Origin of the sequence: Psychroflexus sp. S27 (assembly GCF_002810405.1) — a bacterium.
Lineage (GTDB): Bacteria > Bacteroidota > Bacteroidia > Flavobacteriales > Flavobacteriaceae > Psychroflexus > Psychroflexus halocasei_A.
On sequence record NZ_NEXQ01000025.1, the window covers coordinates 186007 to 209665 of the forward strand.

General features: G+C 33.0%; 19 protein-coding genes. 14 read left to right on the forward strand and 5 right to left on the reverse strand.

The features are described from left to right. Positions 1-20: 20 nt before the first annotated feature. From fbaA to CAP47_RS11165, 8 genes are all read left to right on the forward strand, one after another. A complete protein-coding gene (gene fbaA / locus CAP47_RS11130; RefSeq protein ID WP_093239570.1) occupies positions 21-1088 on the forward strand; it encodes a class II fructose-bisphosphate aldolase in 1068 nt (355 codons plus the stop codon). A 14-nt stretch (positions 1089-1102) separates the two neighbouring features. Further along, positions 1103-1960: an acetyl-CoA carboxylase, carboxyltransferase subunit beta gene (gene accD / locus CAP47_RS11135; protein ID WP_093239573.1), complete on the forward strand. Its 858-nt coding sequence runs from the start codon at positions 1103-1105 to the stop codon at positions 1958-1960. A 95-nt stretch (positions 1961-2055) separates the two neighbouring features. Next, a complete protein-coding gene (gene rpsO, locus CAP47_RS11140) occupies positions 2056-2325 on the forward strand; it encodes a 30S ribosomal protein S15 (RefSeq protein ID WP_093239575.1) in 270 nt (89 codons plus the stop codon). Positions 2326-2444: 119 nt separating this feature from the next. Further along, positions 2445-4598 (forward strand): polyribonucleotide nucleotidyltransferase, encoded by a 2154-nt coding sequence (locus tag CAP47_RS11145; protein ID WP_100776683.1) that lies wholly within the window; start codon positions 2445-2447, stop codon positions 4596-4598. A 251-nt stretch (positions 4599-4849) separates the two neighbouring features. Then, complete coding sequence (gene proC, locus CAP47_RS11150; protein WP_100776684.1) at positions 4850-5653, forward strand: pyrroline-5-carboxylate reductase; 804 nt, start codon at positions 4850-4852, stop codon at positions 5651-5653. Positions 5654-5672: 19 nt separating this feature from the next. Continuing rightward, the gene (gene proB, locus CAP47_RS11155; RefSeq protein WP_100776685.1) at positions 5673-6443 is read left to right on the forward strand and encodes a glutamate 5-kinase; all 771 of its coding nucleotides are present in this window, start codon (positions 5673-5675) and stop codon (positions 6441-6443) included. A 4-nt stretch (positions 6444-6447) separates the two neighbouring features. Continuing rightward, the gene (locus CAP47_RS11160) at positions 6448-7647 is read left to right on the forward strand and encodes a glutamate-5-semialdehyde dehydrogenase (RefSeq protein ID WP_100776686.1); all 1200 of its coding nucleotides are present in this window, start codon (positions 6448-6450) and stop codon (positions 7645-7647) included. Positions 7648-7799: 152 nt separating this feature from the next. Continuing rightward, the gene (locus tag CAP47_RS11165) at positions 7800-8663 is read left to right on the forward strand and encodes an RNA polymerase sigma factor RpoD/SigA (RefSeq protein WP_100776687.1); all 864 of its coding nucleotides are present in this window, start codon (positions 7800-7802) and stop codon (positions 8661-8663) included. 75 nt (positions 8664-8738) lie between these two features. On the opposite strand, the gene CAP47_RS11170 is transcribed toward CAP47_RS11165, so the two are convergent. Further along, entirely contained in the window at positions 8739-11786 is a 3048-nt protein-coding gene (locus tag CAP47_RS11170) for a tetratricopeptide repeat protein (protein ID WP_192869993.1), read from the reverse strand. 146 nt (positions 11787-11932) lie between these two features. On the opposite strand from CAP47_RS11170, the gene CAP47_RS11175 reads away from it, so the two are divergent. The 4 genes from CAP47_RS11175 (at position 11933) to CAP47_RS11190 (ending at position 17125) form a co-directional block, all read left to right on the forward strand. After that, a complete protein-coding gene (locus CAP47_RS11175) occupies positions 11933-12625 on the forward strand; it encodes a cell division ATP-binding protein FtsE (protein WP_100776689.1) in 693 nt (230 codons plus the stop codon). A 3-nt stretch (positions 12626-12628) separates the two neighbouring features. Next, positions 12629-14797: a M3 family metallopeptidase gene (locus tag CAP47_RS11180; RefSeq protein ID WP_100776690.1), complete on the forward strand. Its 2169-nt coding sequence runs from the start codon at positions 12629-12631 to the stop codon at positions 14795-14797. 101 nt (positions 14798-14898) lie between these two features. Further along, the gene (locus CAP47_RS11185) at positions 14899-16194 is read left to right on the forward strand and encodes a hypothetical protein (RefSeq protein ID WP_100776691.1); all 1296 of its coding nucleotides are present in this window, start codon (positions 14899-14901) and stop codon (positions 16192-16194) included. Continuing rightward, on the forward strand, positions 16187-17125 hold the full coding sequence (locus tag CAP47_RS11190; RefSeq protein WP_100776692.1) for a glycosyltransferase family 2 protein: 939 nt from the start codon (positions 16187-16189) through the stop codon (positions 17123-17125). Before CAP47_RS11185 ends, CAP47_RS11190 begins: the two co-directional genes overlap by 8 nt. Here the strand turns inward: CAP47_RS11190 and CAP47_RS11195 are convergent. The 4 genes from CAP47_RS11195 to CAP47_RS11210 are packed head-to-tail and all read right to left on the reverse strand — an operon-like array spanning position 17114 to position 21562. Further along, a complete protein-coding gene (locus CAP47_RS11195) occupies positions 17114-17929 on the reverse strand; it encodes a glycosyltransferase family A protein (protein ID WP_100776693.1) in 816 nt (271 codons plus the stop codon). The two genes, CAP47_RS11190 and CAP47_RS11195, sit on opposite strands and share 12 nt — an antisense overlap. Beyond that, the gene (locus tag CAP47_RS11200; protein WP_100776694.1) at positions 17926-19545 is read right to left on the reverse strand and encodes a sulfatase-like hydrolase/transferase; all 1620 of its coding nucleotides are present in this window, start codon (positions 19543-19545) and stop codon (positions 17926-17928) included. The genes CAP47_RS11195 and CAP47_RS11200 overlap by 4 nt, the downstream gene beginning before the upstream one ends. Before the next feature lies 1 nt (position 19546). Beyond that, on the reverse strand, positions 19547-20860 hold the full coding sequence (locus CAP47_RS11205; protein ID WP_100776695.1) for an O-antigen translocase: 1314 nt from the start codon (positions 20858-20860) through the stop codon (positions 19547-19549). A 60-nt stretch (positions 20861-20920) separates the two neighbouring features. Then, complete coding sequence (locus CAP47_RS11210; RefSeq protein ID WP_100776696.1) at positions 20921-21562, reverse strand: protein-L-isoaspartate(D-aspartate) O-methyltransferase; 642 nt, start codon at positions 21560-21562, stop codon at positions 20921-20923. Positions 21563-21779: 217 nt separating this feature from the next. Between CAP47_RS11210 and CAP47_RS11215 the strand changes: the two genes are divergently transcribed. After that, the gene (locus CAP47_RS11215) at positions 21780-22745 is read left to right on the forward strand and encodes a Gfo/Idh/MocA family protein (protein ID WP_100776697.1); all 966 of its coding nucleotides are present in this window, start codon (positions 21780-21782) and stop codon (positions 22743-22745) included. A gap of 18 nt (positions 22746-22763) precedes the next feature. Next, positions 22764-23657 carry a 3-hydroxyacyl-CoA dehydrogenase family protein gene (locus tag CAP47_RS11220; protein ID WP_100776698.1) on the forward strand — a complete coding sequence of 298 codons (894 nt, stop codon included), beginning with the start codon at positions 22764-22766 and terminating at the stop codon, positions 23655-23657. Positions 23658-23659 lie beyond the last annotated feature (2 nt).

A 23659-nucleotide genomic window follows, 5' to 3' on the forward strand; every position in this document is an offset into this window, starting at 1 on the left:
ACACTTTAAAACAATTTACTATGGCTCACAACATTAAACCAGGAGTTGCAACAGGTTATCAAGTTCAAGAAATTTTTAACCACGCAAAAGAAAATAATTACGCTATACCCGCTGTCAATGTCGTAGGGTCAAACACCATCAATGCAGTTTTAGAAACAGCTGCTGAATTAAATTCACCAGTTATCATCCAATTCTCTAATGGAGGTGCACAATTTAACGCTGGAAAAGGTCTTTCAAATGAAAATCAAAAATCAGCTGTTTTAGGTGCTGTATCTGGCGCAAAACACATACATGAATTAGCGGAAGCTTATGGAGCAACCGTTATTTTGCACACAGATCACTGTGCAAAAAAATTACTTCCTTGGATAGACGGCTTATTAGATGAAGGTGAAAAATTTTATAAGATTCATGGAAAGCCTCTCTATAGCTCACACATGATTGACCTATCAGAAGAGCCAATCGAAGAAAACATCGAAATCTGCAAAACTTACTTAGGCAGAATGAAAGAGATGGGAATGACACTTGAGATTGAATTAGGAATCACAGGTGGAGAAGAAGATGGCGTTGACAATACAGATGTTGATTCTTCAAAACTATACACACAACCTGAAGAAGTTGCTTACGCTTATGAAGAGTTGAGTAAAATTTCTGATCAATTTACAATTGCAGCTGCATTTGGAAATGTTCATGGTGTTTATAAACCAGGAAATGTGAAGTTGACTCCGAAAATTTTAAAAAATTCACAAGAATATATCACTAAAAAATATAAGGTAGAAGAAAATCATATTGACTTCGTTTTCCATGGTGGTAGTGGCTCTACTGAAGAAGAAATCAAAGAAGCAATTGGTTACGGCGTTATCAAAATGAATATTGATACAGATTTACAGTATGCATTTACTGAAGGTATCAGAGATTACATGAAAGACAAAGCTGGATACGTAGCATCACAAATTGGAAACCCAGATGGTGATGATTTACCAAATAAGAAATACTACGATCCAAGAAAATGGTTAAGAGAAGGCGAAAAAACGTTTGTAACACGTTTGAAAAAAGCCTTTGATGATCTTAATAACATCAACACTTTATAAAAAAGCATTCAACAATGGCTTGGTTTAAAAGAAAGAAAAAAGGAATTCGCACAGCGACTGAGGACAAAAAAGATGTCCCAAAAGGTTTATGGTATAAATCTCCTACAGGAAAAATAATTGATCATGAACAACTTGCTGCAAATTTCTATGTAAGTCCTGAAGATGACTACCACGTTAGAATTGGCAGTAACGAATATTTCGAAATACTCTTTGATGATAACAAATACAAAGAATTAAATGAAAAAATAACTTCAAAAGATCCTTTAAAATTTGAAGACACAAAGAAATATAAAGATAGGTTAGCTGCAGTTCAAGATAAGACAAAATTGAATGATGCGATAAGAACTGCTGTCGGAAAGTCTAAAAAAACTGACATACTCGTTTGTGCTATGGATTTTCAATTCATCGGTGGTTCAATGGGATCAGTCGTCGGAGAAAAAATAGCACGTGCAATTGATTATGCGATTGAGCATAAATTGCCTGTCGTTATTATCTCTAAATCAGGTGGAGCAAGAATGATGGAAGCTGCATTATCATTAATGCAACTTGCCAAAACATCAGTTAAGCTTGCACAATTAGCAAAATCTAAATTACCTTATATTTCACTTTGTACCGATCCAACAACAGGCGGAACAACGGCTTCATTTGCAATGTTAGGTGATATTAATATATCTGAACCAGGCGCACTCATTGGTTTTGCGGGACCTCGTGTTGTAAAAGATACAACTGGAAAAGATTTACCTGAAGGTTTTCAATCAGCTGAGTTCTTACAAGAACATGGATTTTTAGACTTTATTTCTCATAGAAAAAATCTAAAAGACAAAATCAATCTTTATATTGATTTAATCATGAATAAAAAAGTTAGAACATAACTTGTGTAACGCTATGCTAATTAGAAAATAAAGCATAATTTTGCAGCTTGATAGAAAATCTATCATTACATAATAACTATTGAAATAATATTGGCATGTATTTATCACAAGAAGAAAAAGGCAAATTATTTGCTGAGTTTGGTAAAAACGAAAAAGACACAGGATCAGCAGAAGGTCAAATCGCTTTAATGACAAAGCGTATTGCATATATCTCTGACCACTTGAAAACGAACCGTAAAGATTACAACTCTGAACGTTCACTAGTAAAACTTGTAGGTAAGCGTAGAAACTTACTTGATTATCTGAAAAATAAAGATATTTTACGATATAGAGAGATCGTCAAAACTTTAGGATTAAGAAAATAAAAATTATCAAGGGGCATTTTGCCCCTTTTTTAATATATTGCCTCTCCCATTTTTTGAATTGTTTCTATAAAGTTTATTAGACTCTGCACACACAACACATTAATCTATAAATTTTAGCTATGATTCCAAAAACATTTAAAGAGGTTATCGATCTTGGCAATGGCAAGACGATTTCACTTGAAACAGGTAAGCTTGCAAAGCAGGCTCACGGATCTGTTGTCGTAAGAATGGGAGATGCAATGTTACTTTGTACTGTTGTTTCTTCACACAAACCAAGCACAATGGATTTCTTTCCATTGACTGTTGATTATCGAGAAAAATTTGCTGCAGCTGGTAAATACCCAGGTGGTTTCCTCAAAAGAGAAGCCCGCCCAAGCAATGATGAAATTTTAGTCATGCGTCTTGTTGATAGAGCTCTTAGACCGCTTTTCCCTAGCGATTACCGTTATGAAACGCAGGTCATGATTCAATTAATGTCACATGACGAAAACGTTATGCCTGATGCTCTTGCTGGTCTTGCTGCCTCTACCGCTATCCAATTATCTGACATTCCTTTTGAATACCCTATTTCTGAAACTCGTGTTGCACGTATAAATGGTGAATTTGTCATTAACCCGAGCCGTGCTGAAATCGAAGAAGCTGATTTAGACATGATTGTTGGAGCTTCAGAAGACAGTGTTTCAATGGTTGAAGGAGAAATGGATGAAGTTTCTGAGGAAGAAATGACAGAAGCTATCAAATTTGCTCATGAAGCGATCAAAATTCAATGTCAAGCTCAACGCAGGCTTGCAGAAGCAGTTGGTAAAAAAGAAACAAGAGCTTACGAAACAACTGGAAAAGACGAAGAACTTGAAGCAAAGATTCTTGATGCTGCATACCAGAAATGCTATGATATTGCCAAGGAAAGCTTAGGAAAGCACGAGCGTACTGAAAAGTTTGGTGAAATTAAAGAAGAAATCAAAGGTTTATTCACTGAAGAAGAACTTGAAGAATACGGCAAACTCGTTGGTAAATATTTCGACTCAGCTCAAAAAAAAGCTGTTCGTGACTTAACATTAAAAGAGAAAGTAAGACTTGATGGACGTCAACTTGACGAAATCAGACCAATTTGGTGTGAAACTGATTACTTACCATCAACACATGGTTCATCAATCTTTACACGTGGTGAAACACAAGCTTTAGCGACTGTCACTTTAGGGACATCTCGTGAAGCAAATATGATTGATACTCCGACAAATAGTGGTGAAGAAACTTTTTACCTTCATTACAACTTCCCTCCTTTCTGTACAGGTGAAGCTTATCCAATTAGAGGAACTTCACGCCGTGAGATTGGACATGGAAACCTTGCACAACGCGCACTCAAAGGAATGATTCCTGAAGATTGTCCTTATACAGTAAGAGTTGTTTCTGAAGTTTTAGAATCTAATGGTTCATCTTCAATGGCAACAGTTTGTTCTGGAACAATGGCGTTAATGGATGCAGGTATTCAATTAAAGCAACCTGTGTCAGGAATCGCAATGGGATTGATTACTGATGGTGAAGATTACGCTGTTTTGTCTGATATTCTTGGTGATGAAGATCACTTAGGAGATATGGATTTCAAAGTGACTGGTACTGAAAATGGTATCACAGCTTGCCAGATGGACATTAAAGTTAAAGGTTTATCTCACGAGATTTTAATCAATGCTTTAAAACAAGCGCGTGAAGGACGTTTACACATTTTAAACAAATTGACCGAAACAATCGCTCAACCGAACGCAGATGTTAAAGCGCATGCGCCAAAAATTATTACACGCACAATTCCTGGAGATTATATCGGTGCATTAATCGGCCCTGGTGGAAAGAATATTCAAGAATTACAAAAAGCTTCAGAAACAACAATTGTTATTAATGAAGTTGATGAGCAAGGCGTTGTTGAAATTTTAGGAACAAGCCAAGAAGGTATTGATATGGTTCTTCAGAAACTTGATGCGATGCTATTCAAACCAGAAAAAGGATCTGTTTACGAAGTTAAAGTAATCAAGATACTTGATTTTGGGGCTGTTGTAGAATATGTTGAAGCACCAGGAAATGAAGTCTTACTTCACATTTCTGAACTTGCTTGGGAACGTACAAACAACGTGACTGATATCGTAAACCTCGGTGATATTATCGATGTGAAATACTTTGGTGTTGATCCACGTACACGTAAAGAAAAAGTTTCAAGAAAAGCTTTGATCCAAAAGCCCGAAAACTTTAAAAAACCTGAACGTAAAAATGATAATAAAAAATAATTATCTATTCATATAGATTTTGATAAAAGCCTCGAAAATTCGAGGCTTTTTTATGCGCCATATTTGCAGAACTGACATAATTTCAGACTTAAATGTTAATATTAAATCAAATAATTTAACATTAACTCAATGAATTAAGAAAATTCATAAATTTACTGATGATTTGATGTATTACTCAGTTCAAAAGCTTATTCCAGCATAGAACTTGCACTTAATGTGACAAATGATTTTAATAATTAAAAAAACTAAACATGAAAGTTTTAGTAATTGGCGCAGGCAACATGGGCTTAACTTATTCAGAAGGAATGGCTAAGTCACCTTTGCTCAACCGAAAAAATTTAATGATTCACGATGTGTCAGCTGACACAATCGCAACCTTAAACAAAATTTCTTATTTCGATGTTTATGAAAACTTGGAAGATTGTCTTCCTAAAGCAGACATTGTATTTATAGGCGTAAAACCTTACCACGCTGATGAGCTTTTCGAAAGAATGAAACCAATGCTTAATAAAAATCAAATTTTTGTTTCATTGATGGCAGGCGTCACTATTGGAAGTATGGTCAATGGTTTGGGCATGCCAAAAATTGTGAGAACTATGCCCAACTTACCTGCTAAAGTAGGTAAAGGCGTGACATCTTATACAGAGTCAAAAGACGTCTCTCGTGTGGAGCTTCTTATGGTTAGAAACTTATTGGATACAACTGGAGAATCCATACACGTTGATAATGAAGATTTCATTAATAAATCAACAGGGATTTCAGGAAGCGGTCCTGCATACATATTCTACTTTATGCAATCAATGCTTGAAGCTGCTCAAAAAATGGGCTTCTCTGATCATGACTCTAAGGTGTTGGTGTCAAACACATTTGAAGGTGCGGTTCAACTCTTTAATGAGTCAGATTTATCACCTGAAACATGGATGAATCGTGTAGCTTCTAAAGGCGGAACAACAAGAGCTGCACTTGACTCTATGGATGACAACAATGTTAATCAACTCATTAAAGACGCTGCTTATGCTGCCTTTAACAGAGCAGTTGAATTAGGAGAATCATAATAAAACCAACCAAAAATTTATGCATAAAAAAAGAATAGTCGTCAAAGTCGGAACCAATGTCATGACTAATATGAACAACAGAATTGTTGGTCCAATTCTGAAAAACTTAGTTCGCCAAATTGCTTATCTATATGAGCGTGATATTATCACAATACTCGTATCATCAGGATCAGCGATTGCAGGTAAAGAAGTTTTGGGTTCATGCATGGCAGAAGATAAATCAACCCGAAGACAAATATATTCATCTGTTGGTCAACCACGAATGATGAGACATTATTATACAATGTTTCATGATTTTGGTATGCGATGTGGTCAAGTTTTGGCTACCAAACGTGATTTTGCTCCAGGTAGATACCGTGAAAACATGATTAATTGCTATGAGGGTTTATTATCCGAAGGGATTATTCCAATTGCAAATGAAGATGATGCTGTATCATTATCAATGTCAATGTTTTCAGATAATGATGAGCTTGCCAGTCTAGTTGCACAACTTGTTAATGCTGATAGTTTAATTATGCTAACAGACATTGACGGACTTTACACTGGCCACCCTGATGATAAAAACACAAAGTTATTACATGAAGTAAAAGTTCATGATGACGTTGAACAATATGTTCAAGAAAATGAAAAAGGAGAAGGCGAAGGTCGTGGCGGTATGCAGTCAAAATTAAAAATTGCAAAAGATACTGCTAGCAAAAATATTCCGACTTATATCGCTAATGGAAAAGAAGAAAATGTCATTATTGACATTGTAGAAGGAAAAAAATTAGGAACTAAATTTACAATTTAAAAACATGAAACTTTTAGATACTAAAACAAAAAATAACGTCTTGGCATCTATGATGAATATTATAGATAAAAAGAGAAAAGACATTATTGCTGAAAATAAAAAGGATCTTGATGCATTTCAAAGAGATGATCAAGCACTTTATGATAGACTTGTCGTTGACGACAAAAAAGTTGACGAAATGATTCAAGCGATTAAAGAAGTCAAAGATCAAGAGGATCCTGTTGGGAAAGATATTTCTGAAAGAACACTCGATAGCGGTTTGAAAATCGTCAATAAAACAGATCCATTTGGAACAATCATGATTATTTATGAATCTCGACCAGATGTGACGATTGAAGCTGCTGTTCTTGCATTTAAAGCTAACAATAAAATTCTTTTAAAAGGTGGTAAAGAAGCAAATCATTCTAATATCATTCTTGAAAAATGTTGGCATGAAGCACTTGAAGAAAATAATCTTTCTAAAGATTGGATTAAACTTCTTCATATGAAGCGTGATGAAACTCAGGAATTTCTTAGAAATCCATCAGAAAAATTAGATTTAATCGTTCCGAGAGGTGGCGAGAGATTGATTGATTTTGTGAAACAACACGCAAAATGTGCTGTTTTAATTAGTGGTCGTGGTAATAACTTTTTATATGTATCAAAACAAGCAGATTGGGATATCGCTAAAAAAGTGATTATCAATGCTAAAACCGATAAAATTTCAGGATGTAATGCTTTAGATAAAGTCTTTATCGATGCTAATTTAGATGGTTTTGATGAAAAGATAAAAGACCTTTATGAAACTCTAAAGTCACACAAAGTTGAAACTGTTATTGATGATAATCTGAGTTCAATTTTAAGTGAAGCAGAAGTCGTGAAAGGTGAAGATGTTTGGTATGAAGAATTTTTAGCTATGAAAATATTATTGGCTAAAGTCGATAATTTCGACCAAGCTGTTGATAAAATCAATAAATATTCAGGTGGACATTCATCAGTTATTATTACCAAAGATGATGATGAAGCTATGGCATTTATGCAACAAATAGACAGTGCTGCAGTATACCAAAATGCTTCAACAAGATTTACAGATGGTGGACAAATGGGTGTCGGTGCTGAACTCGCAATTTCAACTGATAAATTGCATCACCGTGGACCATTGGGTCTAAAACAACTTGTCACGAACAAATATTATGTATTTGGTAATGGTCATATCAGATCTTAATCCATAAATAATTTATTTCTTAAGATGTTGTAAAAGCGAGGTTTATACTAGCCTCGCTTTTATTTTTTAAAAAAATAAAGATTTCTTGTAACATAATGAGAAGATCGTTCGTAAAATATAAAACACTAAACCCATAATTCAGTTTTTGTTTAATGAGACAACTTAAAATTACAAAGCAGGTAACAAATCGTGAAACAGCTTCACTTGATAAGTACTTACAAGAAATTGGTAAAGTCGATTTGATTACAGCAGAAGAAGAAGTAGAATTAGCACAACGCATCAAGGCTGGTGATGACTTGGCTTTAGAGAAACTGACTAAGGCAAACTTGAGGTTCGTTGTATCTGTTTCTAAACAATACCAAAATCAAGGTTTAACATTACCCGATTTAATTAATGAAGGAAATTTAGGCTTGATTAAAGCTGCTAAAAGATTTGATGAAACACGTGGATTTAAGTTTATTTCATATGCCGTATGGTGGATTAGACAATCCATATTATCGGCATTAGCAGAGCAATCTCGTGTGGTTAGACTTCCACTAAACAAGATTGGATCGATCAATAAGATCAACAAGACCTTTGCGTTTTTAGAGCAACAACATCAACGTCCACCAAGTCCTGCTGAAATAGCAAAAGAACTTGACATGACGGAAAGTGATGTTAAAGAATCTCTTAAAAACTCTGGTCGACATATTTCAATGGATGCACCTTTAAAAGAAGGAGAAGATTCAAACTTATATGATGTTTTAAACCTTGGAGACTCTCCAAATCCTGACAAAGAGCTTATTCAGGAGTCTTTACAAAATGAGATTGAAAGATCTCTTGAAACATTAACACAGCGTGAAGCTGATGTGATTCGTTTATTTTTCGGCTTGGGCAACCAACAGCCGATGACACTTGAAGAAATCGGCCAAACATTTGGATTGACTCGTGAAAGAGTTCGCCAAATTAAAGAAAAAGGCGTGAGAAGATTAAGACATACTTCGCGTAGCACAATCTTGAAAAAATATCTTGGATAAGAAAACTTCAGAATAATACACAAAAAATCCCGCCACTGAGCGGGATTTTTATTTATATGTCGATTATGATTAAATTTAATCCTCTGTTTCTTCAACAGATGGGTTATCTTCAACTTTAATTGAAGAGTTTGTTTTTGCTTCTTCAGCTTTAATTTCATTTAATTTCTGTTGTGCTACTTCAGCTAAATCAGGAAATTGATCACTAAAGTTTTTAATGATATTTTCAAGAATATAACTTGCCTGATAAGCATCATCTAATTCATGATAGTTTTTTGCCATTAAATAAAAAGCTTTGACGGCATAAGTTCTGTAACGAGAATAATTTTTAGTAATATCTTCTACAACTTTATTTGATTCTTTATATAGACCATCTTCATGTTTGAAATAAGCATTATAATAAAGTGCTTCTGCTTTTAAACGACCAGATGCCAACTTTTCAACTTCACTATAAGCTTCTTTAGCTTTTGCTTCATTTTCTAACTTGATCGCTGATCTTGCTGTGAAAATATGTGCATCAGCTTTTGCATCTTCATCAACATCATTTAAACCTAAAATCAAATCAGCATAACGAATTGTTTCTTGATATTCCTTTTGCTCATATAAGGCTTTCATCAAGTTAGATTGTGCAAAGACAATATTCTGTGTAAAATTTGCTTCTTTTTCGAGACGCTTCAAGGTTTCTGTTGCTAATTTATAATCTTCCTGAGTTAAATAAATTTGAGATAATTTTCGTAAAGCTTCTTCTGTAAACTCACTACTCCTCGCCTCGACAACATTTTTGTAATATTTTATAGACTCATCTTTCTGACCTCCATCAAAAAGAAGTTGTGCTAAATAAAAATTCGCATTTAAGGAGTTTAAACCATTAGGAAATTGAACAAGATATTTTTTAAATCCTTTGATTGCAGCGTTTGTTTCATTTTCTAAAAATTTATTCTCAGCAGCTTCATAAGTTGCCATGTCGATATCAGAATCTTCAACATCAACGAAATCAAGGTTTTTAACCCATTTCGCATAAACTTCTGTCTGTCCTAAATCTATATAAACCAGCCTCACCGTTTGAACAGCTTGTCTCGCTTCCTTAGAGTTTGGATATTCATCAACCAATCGTTTTAAATCTTTTAAAGCTGCTTGGTAATTTTCTCTGTTATAGTTTATTAAACCTTGTTTTGATAAAGATCTAGCATAGTAGGGACTTTTCGGATAATCATTAATCAACCTTTCGTAATATGTGATTGCTTTTGCCTCTTGAGAAACGCTAGAATACGTATTTGCCAAGTGATAAAGTGCATCATCGTAATAAATTGATTTTGGATATTTCTTTAAAAAGCTCTGTAATTCTTCTATTTTACGATCATTTTTATCCACAAAACCATAACTGTAAGCTTTCTGGAAAAATGCATAATCACTTCTGTAGGCATTCATCGCAATCGCTTTGTTGTAAGATTCCATTGCCGGCCAGTAACTTCCTTCAGCAAAATGAGAATCACCCAATCTAACATAAGCATCATATTTTGTAGCGTTCGAATTCGCTTTCTTTGCAAAATCATCAAAGGCTTCAGCTGCTAAATTGTACTTTTTTAGTTTGAAATAAGTGTAAGCGATATTGTAGTCAATTTTGTCATAAATATCACTAAGCTGAGAAGCTGACTCCATTTGCTTAAACTCTTTATAACCGATCAAAGCCTCGTTATAGTTGTTAAATAAGTAATCAACTTCAGCGTTCCAGAAAGTTGCTCGTGCTATCAATTCTTGATCGATACGTTGAGATAAAGATTTCTGAAACATTTCTTGTGCGCTCTTATACTCATTGGCTTTATAAAGTTCAATCGCATATAAATAAGTCACTTTTTGATAAGCCTTTTTGTCATCAAAAGAACTATTACCTTCCAACATATCTACAGCTTCATTGTACTGTTTTGAAGTGATGTATGAATCGATTAAAAGCTCGCCGATTTGGTCAGCTTCCTCTGATGTTGGATAAGCTTCTAAATAATTCTGAAGAACTTTTGGAACTGGCAGATAATTGTTCCCGATTTCATAACTCAATTTTGCATAATTCAACATTGCATCTTTTTTGATTTTTTTATCAAAATCCATTTCAGATGCATTTTTAAAAGCATTTAAAGCTTGTGTTTTCTTCTCAACTTCTAGATAAGATTTTGCCAAATGATAATACGCATTTTGAGCAACGAAATCATTTCCATCAATGATTTTATTAAATTCAGAAATTGCATTTTCGTATTCTTGCGCTTTATAATAAGCGAAACCTAACTGATAATAATCTGTATTATTCCATTTCCCGCGCTCTCCTCTATATTCTTTCAGGTAAGGAATGGCTTCATTATATTGTTCTAAATTAAAATAACTTTCACCAATAATTTTATTGAGTTGTGAACGCTCCATCGCGTTCGATCTGTCAAGTTGTTCTTTTCCTTGTGCAATTGCCTTTTCAAATTTTCCCAATTTAAAATTCATATCACTTTGAAAGTATGACATGTTTCTACCTTGCACGCCATCTCTTTTAGCTTGACCAAACATTTCATTCGCATCTTCATAATTATCGCTTTCGTAAGCGATATATCCGATGTAATATTTTGCTTGTGCACCATACTTTTGAGAATTTCTAACTTTTTCAAAATAAGATTGAGACTGCTCAGGATGATTCGTTTTGAATAATGTGTAAGCGTAATTAAAGTAAAATTCATCTTGATTTTGATAATTCAAAATAGATTGATCAACTTTATCATACCAATTTTTGGCATCGCGATAATTACTGTTTACAAAATAAAAATTTCCAACGCTTAAATAGGCTATTTTGCGTTTGTTACTTTGCGGAAAATCTCTCACAAAATCTTCCATCAATCGATCACCACCAGCATTATCTAATCGCACAGCAGAACTTGCTTTGTAATATGCTAAATTAGAAGCTAAAAGGCCGTTTTCATCCGTTGATTCAATTTTATTAAACTCTTGTAAAGCAGCAGCATATTGTTGATTGGCGTATAATGCCATGCCTTTTTGGTAAGTGCCTAATTCATTGGTGTAAGTTTCAGTTTGCTGAGCTGAAACAAATGAACCTGCAAACATTAAACTCAAAGCAATTTTATGGGAAAATTTCATTTTTTACGATTTTAAAATACCAAAGATAAAATTATGTAGTTATAACGTCAACATTGCCAAATAAATTATAAATGATTCATGGAGTTTTGATTTTTGACTCTCCAAATAAATAGTATCTTTAAGGCTTCAAAACACTCATATCAACTATGTCAGACGTAATTTTAGAGCTTAGTAAAGCTAGCATTTACCAACGCGAAAACCTCATTTTAAGCGAAGTCAATGTGAGTATCAATAAAGGAGAATTTGTATATCTCATCGGTAAAACAGGAACTGGAAAAAGTAGTTTTATGAAAACACTTTACGGTGATATCCCTTTAAAAGATGGTATCGGACACATTGTTGACTACGATTTAAGAAAACTAAAAACAAAAGAAATTCCACATTTACGTCGTAAACTCGGTGTTGTATTTCAAGATTTTAAACTTCTGAATGATAGAAATGTTCAAGAGAATTTGAAGTTTGTTTTAAAAGCAACTGGCTGGAAAGACAAAACAAAAATAGAGCATAAAATTGATGAAGTTTTAAAGAAAGTTGATATGAAAACGAAAAGTTTCAAATTTCCTTATCAACTCTCAGGTGGCGAACAGCAACGTATTGCCATTGCGCGAGCTTTACTCAACGACCCCGAACTTATTTTAGCAGATGAACCAACAGGAAATCTCGATCCACAAACTTCAATTGAGGTGATGGAAGTTTTACAGCAGATCAACAAAAACGGAAATACAATTTTAATGGCAACACATGATTACGCTTTGCTATTAAAATATCCTTCAAAAACCTTAAAATGTGATGGACAAAAAGTCTTTGAAGTTGTCCAAAAAAATACTAAATCAACATAAACAATGAAATATAATTTTTTAAAACCAGTTGGTATTCTAAGTTTAAGTCTTAGCATATTAAGCTGTGGAAACTCATCAGAAACAAAAGATCAAATGGATGATCTTTCAGTTAATATGGAAAATAAAAAAAACAGTTTGCTCAAAGAATGGGAAGGACCTTACCAAGGTGTTCCTGCATTTGATAAAATGAACCTTGAAGATTTAAAACCAGCCATGCGTGAAGCCATGGAGAAACATCTTGAGGAAATTGATGAAATTGCAAATCAAAAAGAACCTGCAACTTTTGAAAATACCATAGTAGAAATGGAGCGTGCAGGAAAAATGATTGATCGTGTTTATACCTATTATGGCATATGGAGCAGCAACTTATCCACTGAAGAATTCAGAGAAATTCAACAAGAACTCTCACCTGAGTTATCAGAATACAGCTCAAAGATCAAGCAAAACGAAAAATTGTTTCAACGCATAAAAACTGTTTATGATAACAGTCAAGAGAAACCTCTTGATTCCCAAAAACAACGTGTTGTTGATTTAGTTTATAAAAACTTTGAAATGAGCGGCGCTAATCTCAACAAAGAAGACAAAAAGCGTTACGCAGAAATCAATAAAGAATTAGCTGAACTTTATACGACATTTTCAAATAATGTTCTTCACGACGAAGAGAATTATGTCACTTTTCTAGACGATTCTCAACTTGATGGTTTGCCCGAATCTTATGTCAGTTCTGCAAAAAAAGCAGCAAAAGAAATCGGCAAAAAAGATGCTTACGTTGTGACGAACACGAGATCATCAATGGATCCATTTCTCACCTACTCTGAAGAGAGAGATTTAAGAGAAAAAGTTTGGAAAAAATATTACTCAAGAGGTGATAACGGAGACAAATATGACAATAACAAGATCATCACGAAAATATTAAAACTACGTGATGAGCGTGTTGAATTAATGGGTTACGACAATTACGCTGAATGGCGTTTACAAAACAGAATGGCTAAAAATCCAGAAAACGCAATGGATCTTTTAATGCAAGTTTGGCCAAAAGCGATTGAGCGCGTTGATGAAGAAGTTGCTGATATGCAAGAAATTGCTGATAAAAATGCTGACAACATTACAATCAAGCCTTGGGATTATCGTTTTTATGCTGAAAAAGTTAGACAAGCAAAATATAATTTAGATTCTGATGAAGTTAAACAATACCTTGTTTTAGAGAATCTTGAAGAAGCAATTTTCTATGTTGCGGGAAGACTCTTTGATTTTAATTTTAAGGAAATTACAGATGGAAGCGTTCCTGTTTTTCATGAAGATGTCAAAGTTTTTGAAGTCACAAACAAAACAACTGACGACCACGTTGGTTTATTTTACTTAGATCCTTACGCTCGTAAAGGAAAAAGATCTGGAGCTTGGGCGACAACATACCGCTCTTACACATCATTTGATGGAGAAACAAACGTTTTAGCTTCCAACAACTCTAACTTTGTCAAAGGAAATGAAGGTGAATCTATTCTTGTTTCTTGGGATGACGCGACAACATTTTTTCATGAGTTTGGTCACGCGCTTCACTTCTTAAGTGCGGATGTCAAATACCCAACTTTAAATGGTGGCGTGAGAGATTATACTGAGTTTCAGTCACAATTATTAGAGCGTTGGTTATCAACAGATGAAGTGATTAATCGCTTTTTAAAGCATTATAAAACTGGTGAACCAATGCCAAAAGAATTGATTGCGAAGATTAAAAAAGCATCAACATTTAATCAAGGATTTGGCTCTACAGAATTTTTAGCCTCAGCAATTATGGACATGAAATTCCATACAACTGATCCTGATAAAATTGGAAACCCAAGTGAATTTGAGAAGAAAACACTTGACGAGCTTGCTATGCCTGACGAATTAGTGATGCGCCACAGAACGCCGCATTTCGGCCACGTATTTTCTGGTGAAGGCTATGCAACAGGTTATTATGGTTATCTGTGGGCTGACGTTTTAACAGCTGACGCATCTGAGGCTTTTGCAGAAGCAGAAGGTGGTTTTTATGATGAGGAATTGGCTGATAAATTGGTCAAGTATTTATTTGCACCACGTAATGCAATTGATCCAAGTGAGGCTTACAAAAAATTCAGAGGTCGTGATGCAAAAATTGATGCCTTAATGAGAGACCGAGGCTTTTCGGTCGATTAAAACTTAAATGACGAAATCGTCTCAAGATCTTTATTCAAATACTTTTTTACTTTATTTACTTGAAAATAAGAACAGGTTCTTGAGACGATTTTTTAATAGTTATGAAATTACTTTGTGTAGGTTATTACGATAAATTTTCCAGATTCTTTATTGGCATTCATAAAGAACTCAAAAAAAAATTGCCAGAAAGTGAGATCAAGATTGCCAGTCTATACACAAGTGGTTTTCTATACAGTTTTATAAGATTTTATAGCAGCATCAATATTTCATTTAAAGTTTGGTGTAAGGTTTTAATAAACTATAAATCTTACAAAAAACAACTTCAAAAAAATCAAACAGATTTCGATTTAGACAAGCTTATTTCCTATAAATTAAAAGAAAATAAAAACGTTAATGTTAACAACTTAAAACTTCAAGCCTTAGCTTGCATTGAGGTCTATACAAAGATTTTTAATTCATTTCAACCTGATGTTTTATGCTGTGTTGGTGATTCTAGGTTAGCGATTAAAATCGCAGTTCTTATAGCTAAAAAAAGAAATATTCCATGTCACTTTATTGAAATAGGACCTTTTGGAACAACTATTTTTGATGCCAAAGGAGTTAACGCTAATGCATCAATTAATAATAAGAGTCTGATTTCAAGACTCCCAAAATCTCAATTTAAAGATCCTAAAGAAGTTTTTAATCAGATTAAAATTAACGATAAGAAGTATAAAAGGTCGCCAATATATAGAGGTATAGATTATGCTTTAGGCGCTTTATTTAATTCTACAAAAATTTATCCACCCGATTTAAAATATCAGCATTCAACTTTTAATGGAGAAAAAAAATCCATAAAATCGCCGCTTAAGGAAAACAAATTCCTGCTAATTGGTCAGGTTACTGATGATGTTAATATGAGTTATCACAGTCCGAATTTTGATAGTTTTGAAAATCTTTTAAAAACAGTTTATCAAAATTTACCCGAAAATTCAAGTTTAACTTTTAGAGAACATCCGCATTTCACAGGAAAACACAGTAAGGATTTTTATTCTTTTATGAAAGAGAATCATATCAACTTGGATAATAAAACATTGTTAAATGAACTGATTGAATCACATGATGTAGTTGTTGTCAATAATTCTACAGTTGGTTTGGAAAGTATAGCAGAACAAAAAAGTGTTGTTGTATTAGCAAACGCATATTATGCTCTACCTGAATTGTGTTTACAACTTAAAAATAAAGATGAATTAAAGGCTGTTTTAAAGCAAACATTAAGTTTTAAACCTTCAACTGAAAATGTAACAAAATACTTTGATTTTTTATTAAATTCATATTTTATCGAAGGGCGATTAGTTGATGAAAATCTGAAAAGTGCTAAAAATATTGCTCACATTTTAATCAAAAAACATGATTAAATTTTCAGTTGTCATTCCAGTTTACAATAAAGTTGAATTTATAGAGAACACATTGGACTCAGTATTCAGTCAAACCTATCCGCACTTTGAAGTTATCGCAGTGAATGATGGATCAACGGATGGCAGTTTAACGATTTTAGAAAAATATAAAGCAAAAGGTTTAAACATTATCAATCAAGAAAACCAGGGAGTTTCAGTAGCGAGAAATGTCGGAATTGACCTTGCTCAAAATGAATACATCGCACTAATTGATGCCGATGATATTTGGTTAACTAGTCATTTGGAAGAACACGCTAAAAGCATTAAAAAATTTCCTGACAATCCTATTTTTACAAACCATTACGACATTAAATGGAACTCAAACATTATTAAGTCAGCTAAATTTAATTTAGATGAATCTGATCAAAACATAAGAAGTATCTATGATTACTTTAAAGCAAGTTTAAATGATAATTTAATTTGGACTTCAGCTGTTTGCTTTAAACGCAGTACTTTTCAAAGTTTAGATGGTTTTAATCCAAGCTATACAACTGGTCAAGATCTAGATTTATGGATAAAATTTGCATTAAAATTCTCTGTTGTTTATAATCCAAAAACAACAATGATTTACCACAAAGGAATTGTCAACAGTCTTTCAAAAAATGAATATAATGAAGTGAGGTATGATTTGTTTTCTAGTTATTTAAAAGAAGAACAAGAAAATCAGGATTTGAGTTTATATCTTGATCAAAAAAGATATGGATTGGCATTAAGGACAAAAGCCAAAAATAACTTAAGCTTATTCAAAAAAACCTATACTCTCATCAACATTGGAAAGCTAAATTTCAAACAAAAGTTACTTCTCAGTTTACCCGTATTTATTTTAAAGCCACTTCATCATTTAAGAGATTATTTGGTGCAAAAAGAATGGTTTCTGAAGCTAACGAGATGATTTAAATTTTCTCAGTTCTGCTGACATTATAGTATAAATTTGAAGAATTTCTGATCGAGGTTGAAGTCGTTTTCGCCAGATATAAAACAAATATTTATAAAGCCAAATATTTACTATCCAGCCATTATTTAGATAATATAAAATAAGTTGAGTTTTTAAAAAATCATAATCTTTCACTTTAGTTCTTGAGCTTTCTTGTAAATGCTTGACAACAATTTTTGGAAAAAATATTGCATTCAAATCGACCTTGAGCAAATCAATTAAAAAAACCTCTTCCTCTCCTACCGGATAATAAGCGCCTAAACCAAAATCCTCATCAAATTTCAGGTTTTTATTTTTAACTAAATCAATATTAAGCATTATCTCTATTGAGCTTGGCTTAAATTTTTTAAGAGGTAAAGAAAAGTTGAAGATAGAATTTGGGTAATTTTTACGATCACGATTATTAAAGTCGCAGCTTTTAAATGCATATAAAGCTAATTCAGGTTTTTGTTGAATAGCGTTCAAAAAAAACACCATACAATCTGATTCGTAAACAACATCATCATCGGCTATAACCCCATAAGTTGTTCTGGAATTTTTTAAAGCTAAATTTCGGCTTTTAGATAAACCAATTTCATAACTATTGACAACGATAATATTTTCTAAGTTGGATTTAAGTTCTTTTCCCTTTTTTGTTTGATTAACAATCACCAAATTTAGATCTCGCCATTCATGATGCGGAAACATAGCGCTAAGGAATGAAAAATCAGAACGATTCATCGTTGATATTAAAATTGAGATATCACTTTTTGAATAACTCATTTTTTCAAATCTTTATCGTAATTAATGTCGTTGCCAATTATCCGATCTTTAATTTTAAAATCATCAGAAAAAAGACTTCTTGTCGTATCATAACCATCAAACTTAACTTGAATTAAATCTGAAAGTGAATGAACGAAATCTTTTAAAGAAGCTGGACGATTTGTATTAATTTTCAGAGAAAATTCATTTTGAAAAGTTTGATTTCTCCACAGAAAAAATGGAATTTCGTACATTGATGGCGTCGCCCGTTCATCTATATGACCAGCGAAATCAATTGTGTCATAAACTTCTTCGCCATGATCAGAGAAATAAAGCATGAAAGAAGCTTCTTTTATTTTAGTCAATCTTTCATGTAAATTTTTTATAAAAAAATCATGATATAAAATTGCATTATCATAAGCATTTGAGCGTGAATGAGCCAAATTATGATCAAAATTTGAACTGCTTTGACCTGTAAATTTCTCAAAACCTGAAGGATATCTATCGCTATATTTCATGTGAGTTCCGAGCGGATGTAAAATGATAAATTTCTTCTGAGCAGGATCTGAAATTGCCTTTTCAAACTCAGGAATCAAAACTTCATCCAAAGGCGTGATGCTTCCGTCCAAAGCTGTATTTTTTGTAATGTAAACATCACTTGCCATCGCAAGTTTTGTCACCAAACTCTCATATTGTCCAATTGGTCTTTGGTTTGATAGCCAAAAAGTTTTAAAACCAGCTTGATTCAGTAATTGAATAATAGAAAAATCTTCAGATGATTTTAAACCATTCAAGGTTAAAGCATCTTTTAAGGCGCCAATTGTAAAAGCGTGACTACTGACAACATCATCGTACTTATCAATGTTGGCATGAATTTCATCTAAATAAGGAGTTGTTTTATTTTGGTAATCATATAAACTCATTCGGTTTCTCGTTGTTGATTCACCAATAATCAATACAAAAGTGGCTTCATCAATATCATGTATCTGCTCAAAGCCTTCTATCTCAACTAAAGGTTGATCAATATGAAGATCTTTCATTTTCTCTTGCTCCTCAAAATACTCATTAACAGACTGATAACTTAGATAAATGAAATTAAATTGTAAATAATCACGATTCTTCATCAAAAAAATAGTCAGAACAACACATGATACAAAAATTAATTGTTCGTAATTAAAAACAGATTTTAAGATAAAATAGCCAGGTTTAATTGCATAAAAAACAGCTATGATTATAAAAACAAAAGCGGTGAATATCAATGTAGGATTCAAATAAAACTCAGCGAACTCAGTTGCTTCTGCTAAATTGGTTTCAAGTATGATGAAAATTGATGAAGCGCTAATATTCGCTTTAAAAATAGAAAGATAAATCGTTTCAAATAAATTTGTGAAAACAAATATGTAAAATAAAATATGCTGAAATACCTTGCTTAATTTATTTTTAAAAATCAGAGCAAAACAGACAAACACAAAAGCAGTTGCAGAATTTTCTAAAACGTTTTTGAACAAAATCCGGTTAATACCAAAGCTGAACATTTGTAAGAAGAAAGCTGTAAAAACAGGCAGCATCCAGATCAAAATTGGATATCTATTTTGCTTAAGATTTGCGAATTTTAATACTTTTCTAAAAAACTTCATATCAAATAGTGCTATCTTCTTGAGTTGGTTTTACAACAGGGATTAATATAGGCTTTCTAAAGATAAATAAGATAATGAGAAAATAAATGAAATATGTAAATGCGTGTCCAATGACAACGCTTTTTAAGTCATACAAATCAATCAAAAAGTAAGTGCTAAAATAAAGAGAAGCTGCAAGGAATAAATCGGTTAATATATAATGCCAAAACATTTTCTTTGCATGAAATTGATACACCATCACAAGTGCTAGCACGCGAAAAACATCACCGATCATTTGCCATAAAAATAAATCTTCAACTGGCAAAAATTCTTCTGTTAACACCAAACGAATAATCCATTCTTTGAGAATATAAACCAAAATTAATCCTCCAAAAAATAGTGGCAGTATGTTTTTGTAGAAATTAAAAACTATTTCTCGAAATTGGAACATATTCTTAGCTTCAGCTAATTTCGGTAATAATATTAAGTTCATTAAGGTGATCACAAACATCAGGTATAAATTCGATATTCTAAAAATTGCTTCCCAATAACCTGCTTCTTGAATGGATAATTCATGCGTTAATAATTGACGAATTGACAAATAAGCAATAGGGAAACTCACGCCAGAAATCAGCGTCATTACAGAAAATTCACCAAAACTTTTCATCATTTTAGAAGAAATAAATTCTTTTGAAAAGCTGACAAAAACAAGTTCTGAACGATAGGCAAAACCTAAGGTCACAAAAAACAAGACTGACGGTAAAATAATTAATGCAAAAAGCGCTCCTGATAAACCATAAAAATAAATAAGCCCAGAAAAAAGAATCAAATTCACAAGATAACTGATGCTGTTAATTTTTATAACACGATTAAAGTAAGCGTGGGCCCTCATCAAGGCTAGCAAAAATATATTTGCAACGTGTAAAGGTAAAATCAAGCCTAGAATTCGGATATGTATTGCATAAGTCGACTCATCAAAAATATAATTGCTCAATGCATTAGCAAAAAACAAACAACTTAAAGCTGTAAGCAAACAAAAAACACTCACATAAAAAAAAAGTGTTGTCTGAAATTCTTTTCGCTGGCGGTGATCATTTCTAGTTTCAACACCATATTTAACAACAGCATTTTCAACACCAGCTGTTGAAAATTTTTGAAAAATAGCAAGACCATTTCTGAGGTTTCCTAACATCGTTAACCCAGAAGGACCAAGATATATTGCACTCAATTTAGAAGTTACCAAAGCTACCAAAACCTTTAAAGTCACTGATAAGGCATTAAAAGAAGTGACTTTTAAAAAGATGAATTGTGATAAAATTTTCTGAAACGGCTTGATGTTAAAAAAGTTTTAAATCCTGATGCAAGTTAAAGTCGGAAACGCAAAAAACATAGTAGATCAAGATTTATTTTCTAATAAGGGAACAAAACGAAATTCTCCAAAAGTTTGCTTATCAAAATTGCGTTGAGATTTTCGATCAAAAAGTGTCATAATTTGAGGATTTTCTCCAACGGGAATCACAAGCTTCCCTCCCACTTTTAGTTGTGATAGCAAAGGTTTTGGAACAAAAGGCGCACCTGCAGTTACAATAATTTTATCAAAAGGTGCGTATTCTTTTAAGCCTTTGTAGCCATCGCCAAAAGACATGTATTTTGGTCGATAACCTAATTTGTCCAGAAATTTCTGAGTTTTTTTGAATAACTCTTGTTGGCGTTCAATAGTGTAAAGTCTCGCTCCTAATTCACATAAAACAGCGGCCTGATAACCACTTCCTGTTCCGATTTCAAGAATTTTTTCATCGGATTTTACTTCTAAAAGTTGTGTTTGAAAAGCCACTGTAAAAGGCTGAGAAATTGTTTGTCCTGCACCAATAGGAAAAGCTTTATCTTGATAAGCATGATCCTCAAAACTGCTATCCATAAATAAATGTCGAGGTATAGAGCCTATTGCTGATAAAACTTTTTCATCAGAAATTCCTTTTTCTCTCAATAATTCTACAAGCTGATTTCGCTTTCCTTGTTGTCTAAACCCGTCTTTCACTTCTTCAAAATTAGAAAATGTAAAAATAGAAAATATTTGATGTCTTTAAAGAGAAGCTAGAAAAGAGATAAAATTTAAAACACAATTTTCAACTCACCATAAACACTTCTTAATTCAAATTAAAAAAGAGCTTCATCTATAAGTTTAGATTGAATCAATCCAATGGAGAACTATCATTTCTCAAAAGAAATGTTATTTTTGTGGAAAACCATATTATATGCTTAAAGTTGGCGTTTTGGGTGCTGGACACCTTGGCAAAATCCATTTAAGACTTCTTAAAGAGTCAGAACATTACCAACTCGTAGGATTTTACGATCCTGACACAGACAATGCTCAAAAACTGAGTCAAGATGCTGGTTATCACCTTTTTGATAACTTAGATGAACTTATTAATCATGTTGATGTAGTTGATATTGTCACACCGACAATGGCACATTTCGAAACAGCAAAAAAATGTGTTGAGGCTGGTAAGCATATATTTATAGAAAAACCAATTACAAACACTGCTGAAGAAGCTGAGACATTGATTTCTTTAGCCAAAAAACATCAAGTTAAAGGTCAGGTTGGGCATGTTGAACGTTTTAATCCAGCGTTTAGAGCTGCCATTCCTACCATTAAAGATCCGATGTTTATTGAAGCGCATCGTTTAGCAGAATTTAACCCAAGAGGAACTGATGTTCCTGTTGTTCTTGATTTAATGATACATGATATTGATGCGATTTTGAGTTTAGTCAAATCAAAAGTGAAATCGATCAATGCAAGTGGTGTTTCTGTTATTTCAGAAACGCCAGATATTGCCAATGCAAGAATTCAATTTGAAAACAATTGTGTTGCCAACCTAACTGCGAGTCGTATTTCATTAAAAAACATGCGTAAATCACGTTTCTTTCAAAAAGATGCTTACGTTTCTGTTGACTTTTTAGAGAAGAAAACTGAAGTCGTTCGTATGAAAGATGCACCAGAAAATCCTGATGATTTTGCGATGATTTTGCAAAATGCTGAAGGTGTCAAAAAACAAATTTACTTTGAAAATCCAGATATTGAATCAAATAATGCAATCTTAGATGAACTCGAAACTTTTGCACTTGCCATCAAAAACGATACAACACCAATTGTAAGTTTAGAGCAAGGTGCTGAAGCTTTACGTGTTGCTAAACAGATTATTGCAGCATTTGACAATTAATCACAAAAATTTAATTTTATGAAAAATATAGCAGTTATTGGTGCAGGATCAATGGGAAATGGTATTGCACACACTTTTGCTCAATTTGGCTATAAAGTCAATTTAATCGATATTTCACAAGAAAGTCTTGATAAAGGAATGGCAACCATTACCAAAAATCTTGACAGAATGCTTTCTAAAGAAAAAATTAGTGAAGATGATAAAAAGTCAACTTTAGATCATATCACAACTTTTACCGATTTAAAAGAAGGTGCAAAATCTGTTGATTTGGTTGTTGAAGCTGCCACCGAAAATGAAAAAATTAAGCTTGATCTTTTTAAACAACTCGATGAGATTTGTCCTGAAAATACAATTTTAGCTTCAAATACAAGTTCAATTCCGATTACTAAAATTGCAGCAGTGACAAAACGTGCTGAAAAAGTTATTGGCATGCACTTTATGAATCCAGTGCCAATCATGAAACTTGTAGAAATCATCAGAGGTTACAACACAAGTAATGAAACTAATGACACAATCGTTGAACTTTCTAAGAGCTTGAAAAAAGTTCCTACAGAAGTTAATGATTATCCAGGTTTCGTTGCTAACCGTATTTTAATGCCAATGATCAATGAAGCTGTTGAAACTTTATATAATGATGTTGCTGGTGTAAAAGAAATTGACACTGTGATGAAACTAGGAATGGCTCATCCAATGGGACCTTTGCAATTAGCTGACTTTATTGGTTTAGATGTTTGCTTATCAATTTTAGAAGTGATGTACGACGGATTTAAAAATCCAAAATACGCACCTTGCCCACTCCTTGTCAATATGGTAAGAGCTGGAAAAATGGGCGTAAAATCTGGCGAAGGTTTTTACGATTACAGCGAATCTAAAAAAGCCGAAAAGGTTTCAAGTCAATTTAGCGCAGCGTAGAT